The 20,432-nt window shown below is 71.0% G+C and carries 18 protein-coding genes, 1 rRNA gene, 1 pseudogene and 1 riboswitch; of the genes and pseudogenes, 6 read left to right on the plus strand and 14 right to left on the minus strand.

Translation table 11 applies throughout. The features are described from left to right. The first annotated feature begins 149 nt into the window (after window positions 1-149). The 3 genes from AB0G79_RS31505 to AB0G79_RS31515 all read left to right on the plus strand — a co-directional run bounded on the left by AB0G79_RS31505 (window position 150) and on the right by AB0G79_RS31515 (window position 2,095). Entirely contained in the window at window positions 150-539 is a 390-nt protein-coding gene (locus AB0G79_RS31505; RefSeq protein ID WP_360812552.1) for a hypothetical protein, read from the plus strand. 31 nt (window positions 540-570) lie between these two features. Next, complete coding sequence (locus tag AB0G79_RS31510) at window positions 571-1,122, plus strand: GNAT family N-acetyltransferase (RefSeq protein WP_360812554.1); 552 nt, start codon at window positions 571-573, stop codon at window positions 1,120-1,122. A gap of 163 nt (window positions 1,123-1,285) precedes the next feature. Then, window positions 1,286-2,095, plus strand: coding sequence for a PhzF family phenazine biosynthesis protein (locus tag AB0G79_RS31515; RefSeq protein WP_360812556.1), 810 nt, complete (start codon window positions 1,286-1,288; stop codon window positions 2,093-2,095). Between the two features lie 3 nt (window positions 2,096-2,098). Here the strand turns inward: AB0G79_RS31515 and AB0G79_RS31520 are convergent, their stop codons facing one another. Next, window positions 2,099-2,881: a CPBP family intramembrane glutamic endopeptidase gene (locus AB0G79_RS31520; protein ID WP_360812558.1), complete on the minus strand. Its 783-nt coding sequence runs from the start codon at window positions 2,879-2,881 to the stop codon at window positions 2,099-2,101. A 229-nt stretch (window positions 2,882-3,110) separates the two neighbouring features. Next, complete coding sequence (locus AB0G79_RS31525; RefSeq protein WP_360812560.1) at window positions 3,111-4,610, minus strand: glutamate--cysteine ligase; 1,500 nt, start codon at window positions 4,608-4,610, stop codon at window positions 3,111-3,113. Window positions 4,611-5,097: 487 nt separating this feature from the next. Here AB0G79_RS31525 and AB0G79_RS31530 point away from each other — a divergent pair, with 487 nt between their 5' ends. Then, a complete protein-coding gene (locus AB0G79_RS31530; RefSeq protein ID WP_360812562.1) occupies window positions 5,098-5,688 on the plus strand; it encodes a hypothetical protein in 591 nt (196 codons plus the stop codon). 341 nt (window positions 5,689-6,029) lie between these two features. Beyond that, the gene (locus AB0G79_RS31535) at window positions 6,030-6,236 is read left to right on the plus strand and encodes a DUF5999 family protein (protein WP_017238438.1); all 207 of its coding nucleotides are present in this window, start codon (window positions 6,030-6,032) and stop codon (window positions 6,234-6,236) included. Between the two features lie 114 nt (window positions 6,237-6,350). Here the strand turns inward: AB0G79_RS31535 and gcvP are convergent, their stop codons facing one another. Then, window positions 6,351-9,236 (minus strand): aminomethyl-transferring glycine dehydrogenase, encoded by a 2,886-nt coding sequence (gcvP, locus tag AB0G79_RS31540; RefSeq protein WP_360812564.1) that lies wholly within the window; start codon window positions 9,234-9,236, stop codon window positions 6,351-6,353. A gap of 177 nt (window positions 9,237-9,413) precedes the next feature. Continuing rightward, window positions 9,414-9,513: riboswitch (glycine riboswitch) on the minus strand. Window positions 9,514-9,626: 113 nt separating this feature from the next. Here gcvP and AB0G79_RS31545 point away from each other — a divergent pair. After that, complete coding sequence (locus tag AB0G79_RS31545; RefSeq protein ID WP_360812566.1) at window positions 9,627-10,001, plus strand: PRC-barrel domain-containing protein; 375 nt, start codon at window positions 9,627-9,629, stop codon at window positions 9,999-10,001. A gap of 58 nt (window positions 10,002-10,059) precedes the next feature. Here the strand turns inward: AB0G79_RS31545 and AB0G79_RS31550 are convergent, their stop codons facing one another. The 11 genes and pseudogenes from AB0G79_RS31550 to rrf form a co-directional block, all read right to left on the minus strand. Beyond that, entirely contained in the window at window positions 10,060-11,478 is a 1,419-nt protein-coding gene (locus AB0G79_RS31550) for a DNA polymerase IV (protein ID WP_360812568.1), read from the minus strand. 45 nt (window positions 11,479-11,523) lie between these two features. Beyond that, on the minus strand, window positions 11,524-12,141 hold the full coding sequence (locus AB0G79_RS31555) for a MerR family transcriptional regulator (RefSeq protein WP_360812570.1): 618 nt from the start codon (window positions 12,139-12,141) through the stop codon (window positions 11,524-11,526). Window positions 12,142-12,334: 193 nt separating this feature from the next. Beyond that, complete coding sequence (locus AB0G79_RS31560; RefSeq protein WP_360812572.1) at window positions 12,335-12,808, minus strand: bifunctional nuclease family protein; 474 nt, start codon at window positions 12,806-12,808, stop codon at window positions 12,335-12,337. Between the two features lie 53 nt (window positions 12,809-12,861). After that, complete coding sequence (locus AB0G79_RS31565; protein WP_360812574.1) at window positions 12,862-13,602, minus strand: MerR family transcriptional regulator; 741 nt, start codon at window positions 13,600-13,602, stop codon at window positions 12,862-12,864. Between the two features lie 29 nt (window positions 13,603-13,631). Further along, a pseudogene (locus AB0G79_RS31570) lies at window positions 13,632-14,569 on the minus strand (FHA domain-containing protein). Window positions 14,570-14,650: 81 nt separating this feature from the next. Then, window positions 14,651-15,607 (minus strand): DUF881 domain-containing protein, encoded by a 957-nt coding sequence (locus AB0G79_RS31575; RefSeq protein WP_360812576.1) that lies wholly within the window; start codon window positions 15,605-15,607, stop codon window positions 14,651-14,653. Between the two features lie 5 nt (window positions 15,608-15,612). Beyond that, entirely contained in the window at window positions 15,613-15,945 is a 333-nt protein-coding gene (locus AB0G79_RS31580; RefSeq protein WP_015032176.1) for a small basic family protein, read from the minus strand. Further along, entirely contained in the window at window positions 15,942-16,871 is a 930-nt protein-coding gene (locus tag AB0G79_RS31585) for a DUF881 domain-containing protein (RefSeq protein WP_360812578.1), read from the minus strand. The genes AB0G79_RS31580 and AB0G79_RS31585 overlap by 4 nt, the downstream gene beginning before the upstream one ends. A gap of 101 nt (window positions 16,872-16,972) precedes the next feature. Continuing rightward, on the minus strand, window positions 16,973-19,468 hold the full coding sequence (locus tag AB0G79_RS31590) for a mannose-1-phosphate guanyltransferase (RefSeq protein WP_360812580.1): 2,496 nt from the start codon (window positions 19,466-19,468) through the stop codon (window positions 16,973-16,975). 116 nt (window positions 19,469-19,584) lie between these two features. Beyond that, entirely contained in the window at window positions 19,585-20,193 is a 609-nt protein-coding gene (locus AB0G79_RS31595) for a CDP-alcohol phosphatidyltransferase family protein (protein WP_360812582.1), read from the minus strand. 147 nt (window positions 20,194-20,340) lie between these two features. Beyond that, window positions 20,341-20,432 (minus strand): 5S ribosomal RNA (rrf, locus tag AB0G79_RS31600); the annotation flags it as partial.

The following is a 20,432-nucleotide window of genomic DNA, read 5'->3' on the forward strand; positions in this document are numbered from 1 at the left end:
CAGGGCGGCGGCCGCCCCGCCGGCGGACCGACCGGGCCTACGATCACCCTCGTCACCGAGAGCGGGGCGAGCGCGACCCGAAGCCGACCCCCACCGCCAGGTGCCCCGCCGCCCCCGCCCTCCAGCCCCGCCACCCACCGGAGTTCACCATGCGCGTCAGATGCCTGCGCATCACCCACCCCGAAGCCGGCGTCCCGGTCACCGCGTACGACGGCGTCCACGTCGGCGGTGTCTACCCGGTCCTGGAGCTGGTCGCGCACGACATCGACTGCCAGATCCGCGTCCTCGGCCCGACCACGCCCGATCCCGGCCTTCTCTGGGACGCCGCCGACTTCGAGACGGTGGACGCCCGCGTACCGCCGGGCTGGACCCTGGTCATCGCCGACGGCCGCACCCGCCTGGCGGACGCCCGCTGGCAACGCCCTGACTTCTGGGCCGAGTACCACCGCGGCGGTCCGCGGGCCGTGGCCGAGTACGCGCGCGTGAAGCGCGAACTCCTCGCCGCCGACGGCGACACCGACACCGACACCGAGCACTGAGCGCTCAGCGCGGAGGTGCGAGGATCCCGCCATGATCGACGACCGCCCCGCCGTCCCCCACTACACCCAGCTCGTCACCCCCGATTCGGTGTCCCACACCCTCGTCGCGTCGCTCGCCGCGTGCTGGACGGAGGTCAGCGACGCGGGCGGCGCCGCGGGTTTCCCCTTCCCGCCGGTCGACCCGGCCGAGGTGACCGCCGCGGTCGACCGCATCGTGACGAGCCTCGACCCGGCGAGCAGCCGCCTGGTCCTCGCGACCCTCGACGACTCCCTCGCCGGCTGGCTGCACCTGCGCCGCGACCCGTTCCCGCTCGTCGCGCACTGGGGCAGCGTCCACCACGTCCAGACGAGCCTCCGGGCACGCGGGCTCGGCGTCGGAGCGGGCCTGATGCGCCGGGCCCGGACGATCGCCCGCGACGAGATGGGCCTCGAACAGCTGCGGCTCGCCGCACGCGGCGGCATCGGCCTCGAGGACTTCTACGGCCGCCTCGGCTGGCAGGAGATCGGCCGCTGGCCCGGCGCGCTCCGCATGGGCGCCGAGGACGACCGAGACGAGATCCTCATGCTCCTCTCACCTCTGTGACCCCGCCCGTCTGCTCGCCGGCCCGCCAACCCGCCGACCTGCACGCGCGTCAGCGTGCCCGCGCGCCCTCGCGCCCTCGCGCCCGCGCCGAGGGAAAAATGCGGTCCAGTGATCCGCGATTGGCCTTGTTCCGCCGGCTCCCCCGCCTTGTACGGTCGTCCGCATGCGGATCCGAATCGTCGACGCCTTCACTGACCAGCCCTTCTCCGGAAACCCGGCGGGCGTCCTCCTCCTCGACTCCTTCCCCGACGACACCTGGCTCCGGAAGGTCGCGGCGGAGGTGAACCTCTCCGAGACGGCGTTCGCGCACCCCCTCCCGGCCGGCGGCGAGGCGGACTGGGCCCTGCGCTGGTTCACCCCCACCACGGAGGTCGACATGTGCGGCCACGCGACCCTCGCCACGGCCCACGTCCTGCACACCACCGGCGCGGCGACCGGAACCGTCCGCTTCGCGACCCGCTCGGGCGTCCTCGGCGCCACGGCCGAGGCGGACGGCACGATCACCATGGACTTCCCGACGTCCTCCCTCACCCGGGTCCCCACCCCCGAGGGCCTGGAGCGGGCGCTCGGCGCCGAGGTGCTCGCCGTCCACGACACGGCCGCCCACATCGGCGACCTCGTCGTCGAGCTCCGTGACGAGGCCACGGTCCGCGGGCTCACCCCGGACGTCCCGGCCCTCGTGACGCTCTCCTCGCGCGGCATCATCGCCACCGCCCGCGCCGAGAACCCCTCCGAGGGCTACGACTTCGTCTCCCGCTGCTTCTTCCCCGCCGTCGGCATCGCCGAGGACCCGGTCACCGGCAGCGCCCACACCGCCCTCGCCCCGTACTGGGCGGCCCGCCTCGGCCGCGACGACCTCACCGGCTTCCAGGGCGGCGCCCGCACGGGCCTCGTCCGGACCCGCCTGCGCGGCGAACGCACCCTGCTGTCCGGCCACGCGGTGACGGTCGTCGAGGGCGAGCTGCACGCCTGAGGGTCACCCGGTGGGCAGCCACCCCACCTTGCCCGCGAGCAGCCCGTATCCCACGAACGCCACGATGTCGAGCAGCGCGTGCGCCACCACCAGCGGCCCGACCCGCCCCCAGCGCCGGTACAGGAGCACGAAGACGACCCCCATCACCACGTTGCCGACGAAGCCGCCGATCCCCTGGTACAGGTGGTACGAGCCGCGCAGCACCGAACTCGCGACCAGCGCCGCCATCGGCGTCCAGCCCAACTGCCCCAGTCTGCGCAGCAGATAGCCGACGACGATCACCTCCTCCAGTACGGAGTTCTGGATCGCCGACAGGATCAGGACGGGGTACTTCCACCACACGTCCGGGAGTGACTCCGGCACGACCGTCAGGTTGAACCCGGACGCCCGCGCCGCCAGGTAGAACGCGAGCCCGGCGCTGCCGATGCCGGCCGCGACCAGCGCGCCGCGCCCCAGGTCCGGCCAGGGCCGGGTGCGGTCGAAGCCGATGGCCCGCATCCCGACGCCCTCGCGCAGCAGCAGATGGGCGACGAGGACGACCGGCACGAGCGCCGAGGCGATGCCGAAGAGCTGCCACGAGAGGTCGAGCCACGGGCGGCCGGGCGCGTACGACCCGTTGAGGGTCGCCGCCTGCTCCTTGAGGGCACCGGGTTTGGTCAGGGAGCCGATGAAGCTGATGAGGGACGAGACCGCGCTCGCGCCGAGCGAGAGCGCGAGCACGATCAGCGTCTCGGAGCGCAGCACCTTGCGCGGCAGGCCACCGGGGGGCAGGGAAGCGTCCCTCACGTCTTGCTCCGACACCACACCTGTCTCCACTTCCCCGTCGCGGGCCCATGCCGACTACCTGGACATGATCACCCATACGACGGGGAAGAGAGCGGCCGAAGAGCGGACCGCCGCGGCGGGAGGCGACCGCCAGTAGATCCCGACGGGCGTCCGACGACCCCGACGGGCGTCCGACGCTCCCGACGACCGCCGGTAGATCCCGACAGGCGTCCGACGCTCCCGACGACCGTCAGTCGATCCCGACCGGCCACAGGTGCACCGGCTCGCCCTCCTCCATCAGCGTCCGGTACCGCCGCGTCGTCGCCGCGAGCGCCGCCTCCCGGCTCAGCCCCGCCTCCCGCGCCTTGTGGAAGGTGTCCGCCTGCCAGGAGGCGCCGTTGACCCGCCGCAGGCAGCGCTGCTCGATGACCCCGAGGTAGAAGTCCCGGTCCGCGGGCTCGATGCGCCAGGCGTCGAGCCCGGCCGCGGCGAGCGGCAGCAGCTCGTCGAGGACGAGTCGTACGGCCGGGAGGGTCGCGACGCCGCCCGCGCGTCCCGCCCGGGGCCAGCGCAGCTCCGCTTCGATGCCGTACCGGCAGGCGGTGTCGAAGTTGGCTTCGGCGTCCTCGAAGGCCATCCGCTTCCACACCGGCCGCGGGTCGTCGGCGAGCGAGCGCACGAGCCCGTAGTAGAAGGCGGCGTTGGCGATCACGTCGGTGACGGTCGGCCCGGCGGGCAGGACGCGGTTCTCGACGCGCAGGTGCGGGACGCCGTCGACCCACCCGTAGACCGGCCGGTTCCAGCGGTAGACCGTGCCGTTGTGCAGCACGAGCTCGTGGAGCTTCGGCACCCCGCCCCGGTCCAGGACGAGGAGGGGGTCCTCCTCGTCGCAGATCGGGAGCAGGGCGGGGAAGTAGCGGAGGTTCTCCTCGAAGAGGTCGTACACCGAGTCCACCCACCGCTCCCCGAACCAGGTGCGCGGCCTGACCCCCTGGGACTGGAGCTCGGGCGGTCGGGTGTCGGTGGCCTGCGTGAAGAGCGGGGGCCGCGACTCGCGCCACACCTCGCGGCCGAAGACGAAGGGGGCGTTGGCGCCGAGTGCGATCTGCACGCCGGAGACCGCCTGGGCGGCGTTCCAGACGGCGGGGAACCGGGCCGGGGTCACCTGCAGGTGGAGCTGGACGGAGGTGCAGGCGGCCTCGGGCACGATCGACGCCGAGGTGCACAGGAGGCGTTCCACCCCGTGGATGTCGAGGGTGAAGTCCTCGCCCCTCGCCTGGAGGATCTCGTCGTTGAGGAGCGTGTAGCGGTCGGCGACGGAGAGGTTCTCCAGGACGAGGTCGCTCTCGGCGAGCGTGGGGAGTATGCCGATCATGACGACGCTCGCGTCGAGCTCGCGGGCCTTGCGGTCGGCATATCCGATGCCGGTTCCGATCTCCTCGGCGAGCCGGTCGAATACCCTCCCGTCGAGCTGGTGCGGGGCGATGTTCACTTCCAGGTTGAACATTCCCAGTTCGGTCTGGAAATCGGAGCTCGCGATCCTTTCCAGGACCGGGGCGTTGAGCATCCGGGGCAGTCCGTCGGGGCCGGCCAGATTGAGTTCGATCTCCAGTCCCATGAGATTCCGGGGACGGTCGAACCTCTTCTCCGCCAGGAGCCTCGCGAGTCCCGCCAGGCACTGCTGGAGCTTTCTCCGGTACTGCTGCCGGTCGGTCGGGTCGAACCCGGCAGCGTCGACCTTCTCCCCCATCGAAGCGTCCCTCCCACAGTGGACGGCCGCACCGGCGGCCGCACGTCTCGGACCATGATGCCCACCCGACTGATCCACAACGCCTGCGCATCGGGACCGCCGGAAGATAGGCTGAAGGAAGCCCCTCACCAGCAGGTACCGAAGGCATGACACACCGACATATACCAATGTCGCATTACCCCTTGACAGGGGATCCGAATTCAGCCGTCCGGCGCGTCGGGAAATACCCAGGTGACGAACGCGCGGCCACGATGATTCCCGGTGAACGAACCTGGGAATAAGGCTTGTTGGCGCCTTGCCAGAAATATCGGGGCCGTCTAGCGGAAACGATGCGTGAACACGTGTCGTATAAACTCCGCGGACGAGGCAGAGTGTTGGTGCCCGGCATGCACCCATGCCCCCACGGCCCCGCTCTGGCCGCGCCGCCGACAGCGCCGTCGTATTTGCCCACGCATCACCGTGTCTCCTGAGTGAGAGGCGACCCACCATGCTCCGACCCACCCCGGCCCCCGCGCCTGCCCTCCGCAGCGTCCTCGCGGCCCTCGGTTCCCCGACCGCCGTCCGCGAGGCGCGAACGCCCGCACTGCGGGCCGCGCAGGGACCGCTGAGCCCCGAACTCCCGCTTCCCGTGCACGTCCTCGACGTCACGGGAGCACCGGGACGGGCACCCCGCATCCGTCTCGCCGGCTGGCGCTTCCTGATCCGCGGCGGCGACCGGGCCATCGCCGCCGCGGACACCATGCTCACCCCGGACGGCTGGACCTTCTCCCACTTCTTCGAGGGGCCGTACGTCACGTCGACGGAACGGGCCCTGGTCCAGGCCGAGGCGCTGCCGACCCCGTACCAGCCCCGGCTCCTCTCCGTACCGGAGCTCTACATGCTGACGCTCTGGCTGCACGCCGAACCGGAGGCCGACGGCACCACCGTCGTCCCGGCCGCGGCCGATCTCCTCGTTCCCCTCGCTCCCGCCCCGCCGGGAATCGCGGCCCACCGGCCGTACCAGGTGGCCGATCTCCTGCCCGTGCTCAGTACGCGTCTCGCGCCGCCGCCCCTCCTGGGCTCCGCGGCGCCCGCCTGATCCACCGCGCCGAGACCCCAGACCGCGCCCCGCGGCCCGACCGGGTCACGGGGCGCACTGCTGTCCGAAACCCGCACCCGAACGCGCCACCCGAACACACCTCCCGTACGGACTAGCCCGCTCGGACCACCCCGAACCACCCGAAGAGACGGTGCAGTTGGCGCGAACCGCCCCTGGGGGTGATGCGTCTTCCCCGAAGAGGACGAGCTGACGCGAAATACCTGCGGAAGCCCGTCCAGGGGGCAAGACTGGGACCGGAACCCAACCGACCGACGGGGGCGGCGATGAGCGCGAAGAGCCGCAGGACATCCACCACGACGACGCAGCGAAAGAACCCACCCATGTGCCAGCACCAGCCTGCCTGTCCCACCGCCGACTCCGCCGACCGGGAGGCGGCCCGACTGATGGCGCACCACCCGGAGCAGGGCTGGAGCCTGCTGTGCAACGGCGTCCTGCTCTTCGAGGACACCGGTGAACTGCTGCCGGACGGGCAGATCATCGCCCCGCACCGGCCGCTGACGGCGGGACAGGTGACGACCGCCGCCTGAGGCGGCGAGCGGACGAGGCCAGGAAACGCCGAGGGCCGGCCCGGAGGAGATCCTCCGGACCGGCCCTCGTCTCACGAGTGGCTCAGCTCATGTGCGGCCGGCCTCCCGAGCGACTCAGTGGTCGTACTCGTCCATGGGCGGGCAGGAGCAGACCAGGTTCCGGTCGCCGAAGGCGCCGTCGATGCGGCGGACCGGCGGCCAGTACTTGTCGGCGGCCGAGACACCGGCCGGGAAGACGGCCTCGTCGCGGGTGTACGCGTGGTTCCACTCGCCGCCCAGCGAGGCCGCGGTGTGCGGGGCGTTGTGCAGCGGGTTGTCCTCGGCGGGCCACTCGCCGGAGGCGACCTTCTCGATCTCGCCGCGGATGGCGATCATCGTGTCGCAGAAGCGGTCGAGCTCGGTGAGGTCCTCGGACTCGGTCGGCTCGATCATCAGCGTGCCGGCGACCGGGAAGGACATCGTCGGGGCGTGGAAGCCGTAGTCGATGAGGCGCTTCGCGATGTCGTCGACGGTGACGCCCGTCTCCTTCGAGAGCGGACGGAGGTCCACGATGCACTCGTGGGCGACCAGACCGGCCGGGCCGGTGTAGAGCACCGGGAAGTGCGGCTCGAGGCGCTTGGCGATGTAGTTCGCCGCGAGCACGGCCACCTGCGTGGCGCGCTTGAGGCCCTCGCCGCCCATCAGGCGGACGTACGACCACGAGATCGGCAGGATGCCGGCGGAGCCCCACGGGGCGGCCGAGATCGGGCCGACGCCCGTCTCCGGGCCCGCGGTGGGCTGGAGCGGGTGGTTCGGGAGGTACGGGGCCAGGTGGGACCGCACGCCGACCGGGCCGACACCGGGGCCGCCGCCGCCGTGCGGGATGCAGAAGGTCTTGTGCAGGTTCAGGTGCGACACGTCGCCGCCGAACTTGCCCGGCTTGGCGAGGCCGACGAGCGCGTTGAGGTTGGCGCCGTCGACGTACACCTGGCCGCCGGCCTCGTGGACCTCGGCGCAGATGTCGGCGACGTGCTCCTCGAAGACGCCGTGCGTCGACGGGTAGGTGATCATCAGCACGGACAGCTCGTCGCGGTACTGCTCGATCTTGGCGCGCAGGTCCGCGACGTCCACCTCGCCGTCGTCGGCGGTCTTGACCACGACGACCTTCATGCCGGCCATGACCGCGGAGGCGGCGTTGGTGCCGTGCGCGGAGGACGGGATGAGGCAGACGGTGCGCTGGAGGTCGCCGTTGGCGCGGTGGTAGGCGCGGACGGCCAGCAGACCGGCCAGCTCGCCCTGCGAGCCGGCGTTCGGCTGGATCGACACCTTGTCGTAGCCGGTGACCTCGGCGAGGCGCTCCTCCAGCTCGGTGATGAGCGTGACGTAGCCCTGCGCCTGGTCGACCGGGGCGAAGGGGTGGATCTGGCCGAACTCGGGCCAGGTCACCGGCTCCATCTCGGTGGTCGCGTTCAGCTTCATCGTGCAGGAGCCGAGCGGGATCATGCCGCGGTCCAGCGCGTAGTCGCGGTCCGCGAGGCGGCGCAGGTAGCGCAGCATCGAGGTCTCGGAGCGGTGCGCGTGGAAGACCGGGTGGGTCAGGTACGCGTCGGAGCGCAGCAGAGCGGACGGCAGGGTGTCCTCGACGGAGGCGTCGAGCGCCTCGATGTCGGCCGTCACGCCGAAGGCACCCCAGACGGCGGCGAGCTGCTCGCGGCCGGTGGTCTCGTCACAGGAGATCGAGACGAGGTCGGCGTCGACGCGGTAGAGGTTCACGCCGGCCGCGCGGGCGGCGGCGACGACCTCGTCGGCCTTGCCGGGGACGCGGACGGTGAGGGTGTCGAAGTACGAGCCGTGCACGACGTCGACGCCGCCGGCGGTCAGACCCGCGGCGAGGATCGCGGCGTACCGGTGGGTGCGCTCGGCGATCTGCTTCAGGCCGTCCGGGCCGTGGTAGACGGCGTACATGCCGGCCATGACGGCGAGGAGCACCTGGGCGGTGCAGATGTTGCTGGTGGCCTTCTCGCGGCGGATGTGCTGCTCGCGGGTCTGGAGGGCCAGTCGGTAGGCGCGGTTGCCGTCGGCGTCGACGGAGACGCCGACGAGGCGGCCCGGCAGGGAGCGGGCGTGCTTGTCCTGGACCGCCATGTAACCGGCGTGCGGACCGCCGAAGCCCATCGGGACGCCGAAGCGCTGGGTGGTGCCGACGGCGATGTCCGCGCCCAGCTCGCCGGGCGAGGTGAGCAGCGTCAGCGCGAGGAGGTCGGCGGCGACGGTGACGATCGCGCCGAGCTCGTGGGCGGCGTCGATCAGCGGCTTGATGTCGCGGACGGCACCGGAGGCGCCCGGGTACTGGAGCAGGACGCCGAAGACGCCGCGCTCGGCGATCTCCGCGGGGATGCCCTCGCTGAGGTCGGCGACGACGACCTCGACACCGGTCGGCTCGGCGCGGGTCTCGATGACGGCGATCGTCTGCGGCAGGGCGTCGGCGTCGACGAGGAAGACGCCGTTCTTGACCTTGCCGACGCGCCGGGCGAGGGCCATGGCCTCGGCGGCGGCGGTGCCCTCGTCGAGGAGGGAGGCGCCGGAGGTGGGCAGACCGGTCAGGTCGGCGACCATGGTCTGGAAGTTGAGGAGGGCCTCCAGGCGGCCCTGGGAGATCTCCGGCTGGTACGGCGTGTAGGCCGTGTACCAGGCGGGGTTCTCCATCACGTTGCGGAGGATGACCGGCGGCGTGAAGGTGCCGTAGTAGCCCAGGCCGATCATCGGGGCGAGGACCTGGTTGCGGTCGGCGAGCGTGCGCAGCTCGGCGAGGACCTCTGCCTCGGTGCGGGCGGCGGGCAGGCCCAGCGCCTCGGCGTTCTTGATCACGTCCGGCACCGCGGCGGCGGTGAGCTCGTCGAGCGAGCCGAAGCCGACCTGAGCGAGCATCTTGGCCCGCGCCTCGGCGTCGGGCCCGATGTGCCGCTGCTCGAACGGGATGCCCTGCTCGAGCTCGGAGAGCGGAATGCGGTTGGCGGTCATGTACGGAGGCCTCCTGGTCGTCACGACCTGCGAGGGGCACCACGGCGCGGGTACCCGGACGGCCTCCCCCTCTGTCATCTCAACCTGAGAGTTTCACCGGCACGCCTCGCGGCACGCCGGCTTTCACCGTCGGTGAGAGCGCGTGCCGTCGGACACCGCTCTGCTTTCCAGAGTGACCTCGTCCGCGCGGTACAGGGGCCTGAGAGATTCCGGGGAGGATTTGCTCCTTCGGCGCCCACCGGAAGGTTTCTCCGGGGGACTCTCCCGCACGGGGTCGACAGCCACAGCCAGCCTACCAGCGAGGTTGCGGACCCTATCGCTCAAGTGGCCGACATCCCAGTTGTGCACTTTCGTAGGGGTGTAGAGCAGTTGCGACCAGTTGGAGGGACCGTGCAGACCGACATCGATCCGCGCAGCCTGATCGGCCGCAAGGCGTTCGACCGGAACGGAAACAAGATCGGAACCGTGGACGAGGTGTACCTGGACGACGCGACCGGAGTCCCCGAATGGGCCGCGGTCCGCACGGGCCTGTTCAGCCGGGACGCCTTCGTCCCGCTGGAACCGAGCGACCTGCTCGACGACGGCCTGCACGTCCCGTACGAGCGTGCCCTCATCAAGGACGCCCCCGACTTCGGCGTGGGCCGCCACCTCTCCCCCGCACAGGAGCTCCAGCTCTACCGCCACTACAGACTCGACCTGCCCCCCGCGCCCCAGGACGCCCCGGACACCGACTTCGGCCGCCTCGCGGGCCAGGAGGGCCCCTGACGCCGGCCTCCGGCACCCTCGCGCGTCCGCCGCCGGGGAGAACCCTCACGCCGCCCGGTCACCTCTCCGGGGCGGTCTGCGCCGCACCGCGCACCAGCGGCACCGGCTCCGAGGGTTCGAGCTCCGGGTCGTCCACCGGGAAGGTCCGCACCCGCCCCGGCACCGTCCACGGCTCCTCGAACCGCACCGTGACCCGCCCCACCCCGCTCCCCTGGACCCACCCGGGCCCGTACTCGGCATGCCGTACGTCGAGCCCGGGCGCCCAGCGCCGCTCCACGGCCTCCGGAGCGGCCTCGGGCCCCTCTGCCCCGGGTAGCGCCACGGCGTCCCCCACGGCCTCTCCAGAGCCCGTGACAGCGGCCCCGGCGACCACGGCGGCCGCTGCCGCCTCAGCTGCCTCAGCCGCCTCGGCCTGGGCGAACAGATCCTCCTGCGTGTAGTCCGCGAGCCCGCTGACCCCGACGCCGAGCAGCCGCACACCCCCGGTCGTGTCCACCGCCTCCAGAAGCCGCCCCGCGGCCTCCCGCACCACCATCGGGTCGTCCGTCGGCCCCCGCAGCGTCTCGGACCGGGTCAGCGTCGAGAAGTCGAACCGCCGCACCTTCAGCACGATCGTCCGCCCCGAGTGCCCCGAGGCCCGCAGCCGCCCCACACACCGCTCGGCGAGCCGCTCGACCTCGACCCTGATCCGCACCCGGTCGTGCAGGTCCACGTCGAAGGTGTCCTCCACGGACACCGACTTGGCGTCCCGCTCGGCCACCACGGCCCGGTCGTCGTACCCCTGCGCCATCCGGAACAGCGACCCCCCGTGAGCCCGCCCCAGGAGCCGTACGAGCTCGTCCTCGCCGGCCTCGGCGAGATCGGCCACCGTGGTCATGCCGGCCCGTCTCAGGTGCTCCCCGGTCGCGGGCCCGACCCCGGGCAGGATCCGCACGGACCGCGGACCGAGCAGCTGCCGCTCCGTGCCCGGCTCGATCAGCACCAGCCCGTCCGGCTTCGCCTCCTCCGAGGCGATCTTCGCGATCATCTTCGACCCGGCGAGCCCCACCGAACCGGTCAGCCCGGTCGTCGCCAGGATGTCGGCCCGCAGCCGCTCGCCGACGGCCCGCGCGCCCGCGCTGTCCTCGGCGACGCCCCCGGCCTCCAGATCCACGAAGGCCTCGTCCAGGCTGAGCGGCTCCACGAGCGGCGACAGCCGCCCGAGCAGCTCCATGACCTGTTCGCTGATGGACCGGTAGAACGAGAACCTGGGCACGAGGTACGCGGCGTTCGGCGCGAGCCGCCGCGCCTGCCCCATCGGCATGGCCGAGTGGACCCCGAGCCGCCGCGCCTCGTACGAGGCGGTGGCGACCACCCCGCGCGGCCCGAGCCCGCCGACGACGACGGGCTTTCCGCGCAGGCTGGGCTTCGCCGCCTGCTCGGCGGCGGCGAAGAACGCATCCATGTCGAGATGCAGGATCGTGGGCACGGCTCTCACAGCTTTGATGCTGCCCCATGCCACTGACAACGGGGAGACGCGGCCTCAGACGGCCTTGTCGCGCCGCCGCCGGGCCAGCTCGTCACCCGGGTTGTTCCCGACGAGCGTCTCGCCCGTGTCGACCCGCTCCCCGTGCAGCTGCGACAGCGCGGCCTCCACGTCCCGCCAGACCACGCCGACGGCGATCCCGAAGACGCCCTGCCCGCCCTGGAGCAGCGAGACGACCTCGTCGGGCGAGGAGCACTCGTAGACGGTCGCCCCGTCGCTCATCAGCGTCATCCGCTCCAGATCGCGGAAGCCCCGGGCCCGCAGGTGCTGCACAGCCGCCCGGATGTTCTGCAGCGCCACCCCGGTGTCGAGGAAACGCTTGACGATCTTCAGGACGACGACGTCACGGAAGCTGTAGAGGCGCTGGGTCCCCGACCCGTACGCGGGCCGCACACTCGGCTCCACGAGCCCGGTGCGCGCCCAGTAGTCCAGTTGGCGGTAGGTGATGCCGGCCGCCGCGCAGGCCGTGGGCCCGCGGTACCCGATCTCGTCGGCCGACGGACTCGTACTCGCGTCGCTGCCGAAGTCGCCCACACTGCCGTGAAGCGGATACGGCCCCGGCTCCGCGGACACACGTCCGACCGAGCTCCCTGCCGTACCGTCCGCGCTGCTCATCACGCCGACCCTCCGTCCTTGACCTGCCCACACGAAGGTAGGCAGTCACTCGGGGTGCGTCAACGATCGCCACACTCGGCACGCCGAGTGATAATCACCCTGAGAGTGGTTTCCCGTATCTCTCTGCGGGGAAAGGCTACTCGAATGTGCTGACAGCACCCCGAGATCAGGCCACGCGCTCAGGCCACGCGCCTCACTGGCTGTTGGTCCCGAAGTCCTCCGGTGAGATCTGGTCGAGGAACTCGCGGAACTTCTCCACCTCGTCCTCCTGCTCGTCGGGGATCGCGATGCCGGCGTCGTCCAGCACACCGTCGCTGCCGTAGATCGGCGTCCCCGTCCGCAGCGCCAGCGCTATCGCGTCCGAAGGCCGGGCACTCACCTCGACACCGCTGGCGAAGACCAGCTCGGCATAGAAGACCCCGTCTCGCAGATCCGTGATCCGGACCTCGGTCAGCTCCTGGCCCACGGCCTCCAGCACGTCCTTGAACAGGTCGTGCGTCAGCGGGCGCGGCGGGGCCACGCCCTGCTGCGCGAAGGCGATCGCGGTCGCCTCACCCGGTCCGATCCAGATGGGGAGGTACCGATCGCCTCCCACTTCTCGCAGGAGCACGATCGGCTGGTTGGAGGGCATTTCCACCCGGACACCCACAACGTCGAGCTCGTTCACACAGCAACCCTAGGACGTGCCCGACCGGTTTGGATAGTCGGGCCCCTCCAAGATCACTGGAGCCGGATGCCCAGAGCGGACTGAACGAACGCCGCGTGCAGCCGCACCGACAGCTCGGCGAGCTCCTTCGCCGTGGCCTCCGCATGGGCTCTGGTCTGCGGATTACGGTGCCGGCGCAGCGGAGCGACCATCTGCTCGAGCAGCGCCGCCTCGCGGTCGGCCGCCGCCTTCACTCCCCGAAGATGACGAGGTTCGAGACCGAATCTCCCCAGATCCGCGACAAGTCTCGCGACCGTGACGGCCTCGGCGTCGTAGCCGCCGCCCCGCTCCTCGGAGATCAGGCCGAACGACTCCCACTCCGCGAGCTCGACCTCCGTCACCTCGGCGGCGGCGAGCAGCTCGGCCCGCCCGACGCGTGCGGCGGTGGGGCGCTCGCCCTCCGCCTCCCAGGGGCCTTCGGCGATCTCCCGCCGCCCGGGGGCGGGCAGCTTGATCTGCTCGCCCCGGGCCAGGGCGTCGAGGTGCTCACGGATGACCTTCAGCGGAAGGTAGTGGTCCCGCTGCATCCGCAGGATCTGGGCGAGCCGCTCCACGTCCTGCGGGCTGAACTTCCGGTACCCGGACGCCGTACGACGGGGCTCGACGAGCCCCTCGGCCTCCAGGAACCGGATCTTCGAGATCGTCACTTCGGGAAACTCGTCGCGCAACTGGCTCAGCACCGTGCCGATGCTGACCAGCCGCTCGCCCGCGGTGACGGCGCCGTTTCCGGCACCGCCCGTCGGTGTTCGCAGCATGGACCTTCCCTGAAGTCTTCTCGGTGTCGTCAGACGCCCCGCTGGCTCGAGTAGAAGACCAGCCGGTACTTGCCGATCTGCACCTCGTCACCGTTGGACAGAACGACCGAGTCGATCGGCTCACGGTTGACGTACGTGCCGTTGAGGCTGCCGACGTCGGCGACGGTGAACCGGCCGTCCTGTCCCCGCCGGAACTCGACATGCCGCCGGGAGACGGTGAAGTCGTCCAGGAAGATGTCGCTCTGCGGGTGACGGCCGGCCGTCGTCAGCTCCCCGTCGAGGAGGAACCGGCTGCCGGAGTTCGGCCCGCGGCGCACCACGAGGAGCGCCGACCCCAGAGGCAGCGCCTCCACGGCCGCCATCGCCTCGGGCGACAGGGACGGGAGCGCCGTCTGACCGGTGACCTCCGCCTCGTACGCCTCAAGGCCCGAGATGGAGATCGTCGACGTCGTCTCGGACGCCCGCTCGGCGATCCCGCCGCGCAGCGGCGTACCGCACTGGGAGCAGAAACGGCTGTCGGCCGCGTTGCGGTGACCGCACCTCGTACACACGGGCATGGACGCGTCCTCCTGCCGCGGCTGCCCCGCGGAGGTCTGTGTCGCGTACGGGTCGGGGGTAAACCCTCCACCCGTACTTGAGGTTGATGGTTCCCCGAAACCTATGCGGGCGGCACCGGCCGGGTCAACAGAGGACGCGCCCTGAGTGCCCGAAATGTCACCGCCCTGACCGTCGACCTCGTCGCGGAACAGCGGGCGCTCGCCGCCCTGTTCCTCGCTCTGGGCGTGGCGCGACGCGCGGTGCCTGGCGTTGCCGCCGTCCTCACGTCCGCTCTTGCCGAACAACTTCGCAAAAAAACTCACGGGCGATTCCCCTTGACCGAAACAGACCCGCCCGTGGGGCAGGACGAACCGAAATCCTCACACCTGCCGACCCGGACACCTTCACAACGTCCGTATCCTCCGGACAGTTTCCACCACACACCACCGTTGTGGTGCGCCGACCCCCCGCAACGTCGTGCCCATGTCGCGGGACCCCCTCCTCCACCGTCCTAGGTCGAGGACGACTGAGCGTAGTCAGGCCGCTTCGCGGGTCGCAAGGCATCGACGACGATCTTCGTCGACCGCTCCACCCCGGCCGTGGCCTGCTCCTTCTCGAGGGTCTGCACGACGCCACCGGGGATGTTGAGCGCGGGCTCGAGATCCTCGGGCTTGCCGATGACCTTGAAGACGTACGGAGCGGTCACCTTCGTTCCATCGATCGCCATCTCGTCACCACTACCGGTGAAATAGCTGTCCGCCACCACCCGCACGCCGTTGACCTGGATCGCCTCCGCGCCCGCGGCACGCAGCTCCTGGATGGCGTCGAGCAGCATGTCCGACTCGACCGCGCCGGTGGGGTCCCCGACCGTCAGCGTGATGCCCGGCCCCTCGGCCGCGACCGTGCCGGCCAGGATCCCGAGCTGCCGCTCCTTCTCCTGGGTCTGCTTGCGGGCCTCCTCGGCCTGGTCGGAGCTGGACTCCAGCTCCGACCGCTGCTTCTCCAGGCGCGACTTCTCGTCCTCCAGGCGCTGCGTCCGGTCGTCGAGCTCGTCGAGGATCCGTACGAGGTCCTCCTGCCGCGCCCCGCGCAGCGCACTGTTCTCGCTGGTCGAGGAGACCTGGATGGCGAGACCGAGCCCGAGGACGAAGAGCAGCAGCGCGACGATGAGCTGGGCACGCGTGACCCGCGGCGGCCACAGCGCCGCGACGAGCCGACTCCGCCCGCTGGGCCCCTCGACGGCGGGCGCCGCCTCGGCGCCCGCCGACTCCCGCGCACCGGACTCCCGCGCACCGGACTCCCGCGCACCGGACTCCCGCACGGGGGCCTCCGCCGCCGGAGGCGCCTCGCCCCCCGAAGGTTCCGTCTCCGGAGCCCTGGCCTCGGGGCGCTCGCCCACCGGCTCCTCGGGCTCGGCCTTCTCCGCGTTCTCGTTCTGCTTCGCGTTCATCGCGTCGTTCTCACTCATCGGCGTCACGCCCGGAAGACATGGCGCCGGATGGCGGCCGCGTTCGAGAAGATCCGGATGCCGAGCACGACCACCACACCCGTGGACAGCTGCGCGCCGACGCCCAGCTTGTCGCCGAGGAAGACGATCAGCGCGGCCACGACCACGTTCGAGAGGAACGACACCACGAAGACCTTGTCGACGAAGATGCCGTCGAGCATGGCCCGAAGGCCGCCGAAGACCGCGTCCAGGGCGGCCACCACGGCGATCGGAAGATAGGGCTCGACCACCGCCGGAACCTCGGGCCGGACCAACAGTCCGACCACGACTCCGACGATCAGGCCCAGTACGGCGATCACGATGTGCCCTTCCCTGTGTCGGCCGTGGCCCCGCCGGACGGCGTCGCCGCCCCGGCCCCCCTCGGCTCTGCTGTTCGTACGGTCAGGCTCGGCGCGGCCGGCAGGCGCACGTAGCCCTCTGCCGAGATGCTGCTCCTGATCCCGAAGTTCTCCACCAGGACGTGCAGGTACTGCCCGTCGGCGCTGTCCTGGAACGCCGTGCTCAGCCGCTGACCGTCCCCGATGGCGAGGACGGTGTACGGCGGCACCAGCGGCCTGTTGTCCACCAGTATCGCGTCACCCGCGGCCCTGATCGCCGACAGCGACGTCAGCCGCTGCCCGTTGATCGACACGGCCTCCGCCCCGGACTCCCACAGGCCGTTGACCACCCGCTGCATGTCCCGGTCGCGCACCCGGCCCGTGTCGGAGAAGCCGCTGCTCTCGCGCGGCCCGCCACCACCGGTGTCGGTGCCCTTGGCGTCGTCGACGACGAGCTTCACGCCCGGCCCGTGGACCGGGGTCGCTCCGGACAGGAGCGCGACGAGCTCGGCCTGGTCGCCGCCGTGCTGCTCCAGAGCCTGGCTCTGCCGCGCGCCGACCTCGGCGCGGATCCGCTTGACGTCCTGCTCCAGCTTGTCGGCCGCCTTGGTGTCACCCTCGATGCGGTCGATCAGGTCCTGCCGCTCCTTGGCTACGACGGGCGCCGAGATCCGCGCCTCGGCGGCACCGACCGTCACCACGACGGCGGCGAGCAGGAGTCCCGCGGCGACCCCGAGCTTGGCCCGCAGCGGCCGCGGCAGCCCGGGGCCCTCGGCTGCACGCCGGGCCGTCGCCTCGGCGTAGCCGTCGTCGAGCGCGTGGTCGATGACGTTGTTCAGCAGCGACATCGACGCGTCCGGGCGCGCGGGCGGTGATCCGGTGCTCCGAACGGGGGGCTGCTGCGACATGCCGCACATCGTCGCACGTCGCACGGCCTACCAACGAATGCCCCCTGTGAACGGCGGGGAGACGCCCCTCGGGCGTCTCCCCGCCGAACCCTCCGTTCCGGTCAGCTGCCGGCGCCCTCGACCACCACCGCCCACTCGTCGAGCAGGGCCTGCGCGGAGGCGTCGTCGGGTCCCTCCGCCCACAGATGGGTGACGGCCTCCGCCGGGTCCGGCAGCACCATCACCCAGCGCCCGTCCGCCTCGACGACCCGCACCCCGTCCGTGGTGTCCACCGACCGGCTCCCGGCCGCCTCCACCACCCGCCGCATGACCAGCCCCTTCACCGCCCACGGCGTCGGGATGTCCTTCTTCAGGACGTGCGCCCGCGGAATCCGCGCGTCGATCTGGCTCAACGTGAGCTGCGTACGCGCCACGAGCCCGATCAGCCGGACGAAGGCCGCGGCGCCGTCGAAGACGCTGCTGAACTCGGGCACGATGAACCCGCCGCGCCCGTCACCACCGAAGATCGTCGACTCCTCCCGGCCGACCCTCGTGAGGTCGTCGGGCGAGGTCGTCGTCCACTCCACCTGCGTGCCGTGGTACGCGGCCACCTGCTCGGCGATCCGCGTGGTCGTGACCGGCAGCGCCACCCGCCCCGACCTCCGCTCCGCCGCCACCAGGTCGAGGAGGACCAGCAGCGCCCGGTCGTCCTCGATGATCCGCCCCCGCTCGTCCACCAGCGAGAGCCGCTCGCCCACGGGGTCGAACCGCACGCCGAACGCGGCCCGCGCCGACGCCACGATCTCCCCCAGCCGTACGAGCCCGGCCCGCCGGCTCTCCGCCGACTCCGTGGGCCGCGACTCGTCGAGCCCGGGATTGATGGTCAGCGAGTCGACCTGGAGCCGCCCCAGCAGGCTGGGCAGGACCAGCCCGGCGCTCCCGTTGGAGGCGTCCACGACGACCTTCAGCCCCGCCTCGGCGATCCCGGACGTGTCCACGTTCCGCAACAGCGACCCCGTGTACGAGTCGAACACGCTCGCGGGGAAGGAGAGGTCGCCGATCTCCCCGGGGAAGGCCCGCCGGTACTCCTGCCGCGCGAACACCCGGTCCAGCTTCCGCTGACCCGCCTGCGAGAGGTCGGCCCCGCGCTCGTCGAAGAACATGATGTCCACCGAGTCCGGCACGCCGGGCGTGGTCCGCACCATGATCCCGCCGGCACTCCCCCGCGCGGTCTGCTGCCGCGCCACCGGAAGCGGCACGTTCTCCAGATCCCGTACGTCGATGGCGCTCGCCTGCAGGGCCGAGATCACCGCCCGCTTGAGCGCCCGGGCACCCCGGGAGTGGTCACGCGCCGTCGTGACGGTCGCGCCCTTCTTCAGCGTCGTGGCGTACGCCCCCGCCAGCCGTACGGCCAGCTCGGGGGTGATCTCCACGTTCAGGATCCCGGAGACGCCGCGCGCCCCGAAGAGGTGCGCCTGACCGCGCGACTCCCAGATGACCGAGGTGTTGACGAAGGCGCCGGCCTCGATCGTCTTGAACGGGTAGACCCGGACGTTCCCCTGGACGATCGACTCCTCGCCCACGAGGCACTCGTCCCCGATGACGGCCCCGTCCTCGATCCGGGCGGCCCGCATGATGTCCGTGTTCTTGCCGATCACGCAGCCGCGCAGGTTGCTCTGCTGCCCGATGTAGACGTTGTCGTGCACGACGGCCTTGTGCAGGAAGGCCCCGCTCTTGACGACGACGTTCGAGCCGATCACGGTGTGCTCCCGGATCTCGGCCTCGGCCTCCACCTTCGCGTAGTCGCCGATGTAGAGCGGTCCGCGCAGCACGGCGTCGGGGTGCACTTCGGCGCCTTCGGCGACCCAGACCCCGGGCGAGATCTCGAAGCCGTCGATGTCGACCTGGACCTTGCCCTCCAGGACGTCCGCCTGGGCCTTCACATAGCTCTCGTGCGTGCCCACGTCCTCCCAGTAGCCCTCGGCGACATAGCCGTAGATCGGCTTGCCTTCCTTCATGAGCTGGGGAAAGACGTCACCCGACCAGTCGACCGACGTGTCCGCGGCGACGTAGTCGAAGACCTCGGGCTCCATGACGTAGATGCCCGTGTTCACCGTGTCCGAGAAGACCTGCCCCCACGTCGGCTTCTCGAGGAACCGCTCGACCTTCCCCTCCTCGTCGACGATGGTGATGCCGAATTCCAGGGGATTGGGCACCCTGGTCAGGCAGACCGTGACGAGCGCGCCCTTCTCCTTGTGAAAGGCGATGAGATCGGTCAGATCGAAATCCGTGAGCGCGTCCCCGGAAATCACGAGGAAAGCGTCGTCCTTCAACGCTTCCTCGGCGTTCTTCACGCTGCCCGCGGTGCCGAGCGGCTTCTCCTCGTTGGCGTACGTGAGCTCCATCCCGAGCTCCTCGCCGTCCCCGAAGTAATTCCTGACGAGGGAGGCGAGAAACTGAACGGTGACGACGGTCTCGTTGAGACCGTGCCTCTTGAGCAGTCGTAGGACGTGCTCCATGATCGGCCGGTTTGCCACCGGCAGAAGAGGCTTGGGCATGCTCGAAGTCATGGGGCGAAGTCGGGTTCCTTCGCCACCGGCCATCACGACGGCCTTCATGTCGGAAGCGTCCTCCTTGAAGAGACGACGGTCCTGCCGACTTCACCTGTCCGCTCGGTGGCCCTCGGGCGTCCTCGGTCCCGCCGGCGACGCTGCCTGGCGGGGGACGGACGGGCTCAATCGGCCGCGGTATCCGCCTTCACGAGTCGACGGACCTGGACCACGTAGAGGATCCCTGCCCACCAATACAGAGTTGTACCCCATCCGGCGAAGGCCCACCCGAAAACTTCAGCGAGTGACGAAAGCCAGCCCGTTCCGTCACTGAGAAGCAGCAACGGAAACGCGTACATCAAGTTGAAAGTCGCAGCTTTCCCGAGGAAGTTCACCTGCGGCGGCGGATACCCGTGCCGTCGGAGGATCCACACCATGACCAGCAGCATCGCCTCGCGCGCCAGAAGGACGGCGGTCAGCCACAGCGGCAGAATCTCGCGCCAGGTGAGGCCGACGAGCGTGGACAGGATGTACAACCGGTCAGCCGCCGGGTCGAGCAGCCGGCCGAGGCTGCTGACCTGGTTCCAGCGCCGGGCGAGCTTGCCGTCCAGGTAGTCGCTGACGCCACTGAGCATCAGGACGAGCAGCGCCCACCCGTCGCTGTTGGGTCCGCCGAACTCGGGACGGAGAATGAGCCACAGAAACAGCGGCACGCCGAGAAGACGCGCCATGCTGAGAATGTTGGGGATGGTGAGGACCCGGTCGGTCTGAACGCGAGTCTCCTGGACCTCCACCCGGGGGCCTCCTGCTGGAACGATGCCGACGTTGCCCCCTGACCTTACCCTCAGCAACCCCGCACCCCCGCACAGGGTCCGACCCAGGGCCACAACGCAAAAATGCCTCAACCCCCGGACAGAGTCCGGGGGTTGAGGCTAAAAATTGTTCGGCGGTGTCCTACTCTCCCACAGGGTCCCCCCTGCAGTACCATCGGCGCTGAAAGGCTTAGCTTCCGGGTTCGGAATGTAACCGGGCG

Source organism: Streptomyces sp. NPDC020807, assembly GCF_040641575.1.
Classification (GTDB): domain Bacteria; phylum Actinomycetota; class Actinomycetes; order Streptomycetales; family Streptomycetaceae; genus Streptomyces.

What these genes read in the sequence shown, in the direction of transcription:
- AB0G79_RS31505 (WP_360812552.1), top strand. Translation starts at nt 150, where the DNA reads ATGCGCGTCAGATGCCTGCGCATCACCCACCCCGAAGCCGGCGTCCCG.
- AB0G79_RS31510 (WP_360812554.1), top strand. Translation starts at nt 571, where the DNA reads ATGATCGACGACCGCCCCGCCGTCCCCCACTACACCCAGCTCGTCACC.
- AB0G79_RS31515 (WP_360812556.1), top strand. Translation starts at nt 1,286, where the DNA reads ATGCGGATCCGAATCGTCGACGCCTTCACTGACCAGCCCTTCTCCGGA.
- AB0G79_RS31525 (WP_360812560.1), bottom strand. Translation starts at nt 4,610, where the DNA reads ATGGGGGAGAAGGTCGACGCTGCCGGGTTCGACCCGACCGACCGGCAG.
- AB0G79_RS31530 (WP_360812562.1), top strand. Translation starts at nt 5,098, where the DNA reads ATGCTCCGACCCACCCCGGCCCCCGCGCCTGCCCTCCGCAGCGTCCTC.
- AB0G79_RS31535 (WP_017238438.1), top strand. Translation starts at nt 6,030, where the DNA reads ATGTGCCAGCACCAGCCTGCCTGTCCCACCGCCGACTCCGCCGACCGG.
- gcvP (WP_360812564.1), bottom strand. Translation starts at nt 9,236, where the DNA reads ATGACCGCCAACCGCATTCCGCTCTCCGAGCTCGAGCAGGGCATCCCG.
- AB0G79_RS31555 (WP_360812570.1), bottom strand. Translation starts at nt 12,141, where the DNA reads ATGAGCAGCGCGGACGGTACGGCAGGGAGCTCGGTCGGACGTGTGTCC.
- AB0G79_RS31565 (WP_360812574.1), bottom strand. Translation starts at nt 13,602, where the DNA reads ATGCTGCGAACACCGACGGGCGGTGCCGGAAACGGCGCCGTCACCGCG.
- AB0G79_RS31575 (WP_360812576.1), bottom strand. Translation starts at nt 15,607, where the DNA reads ATGAGTGAGAACGACGCGATGAACGCGAAGCAGAACGAGAACGCGGAG.
- AB0G79_RS31585 (WP_360812578.1), bottom strand. Translation starts at nt 16,871, where the DNA reads ATGTCGCAGCAGCCCCCCGTTCGGAGCACCGGATCACCGCCCGCGCGC.
- AB0G79_RS31590 (WP_360812580.1), bottom strand. Translation starts at nt 19,468, where the DNA reads ATGAAGGCCGTCGTGATGGCCGGTGGCGAAGGAACCCGACTTCGCCCC.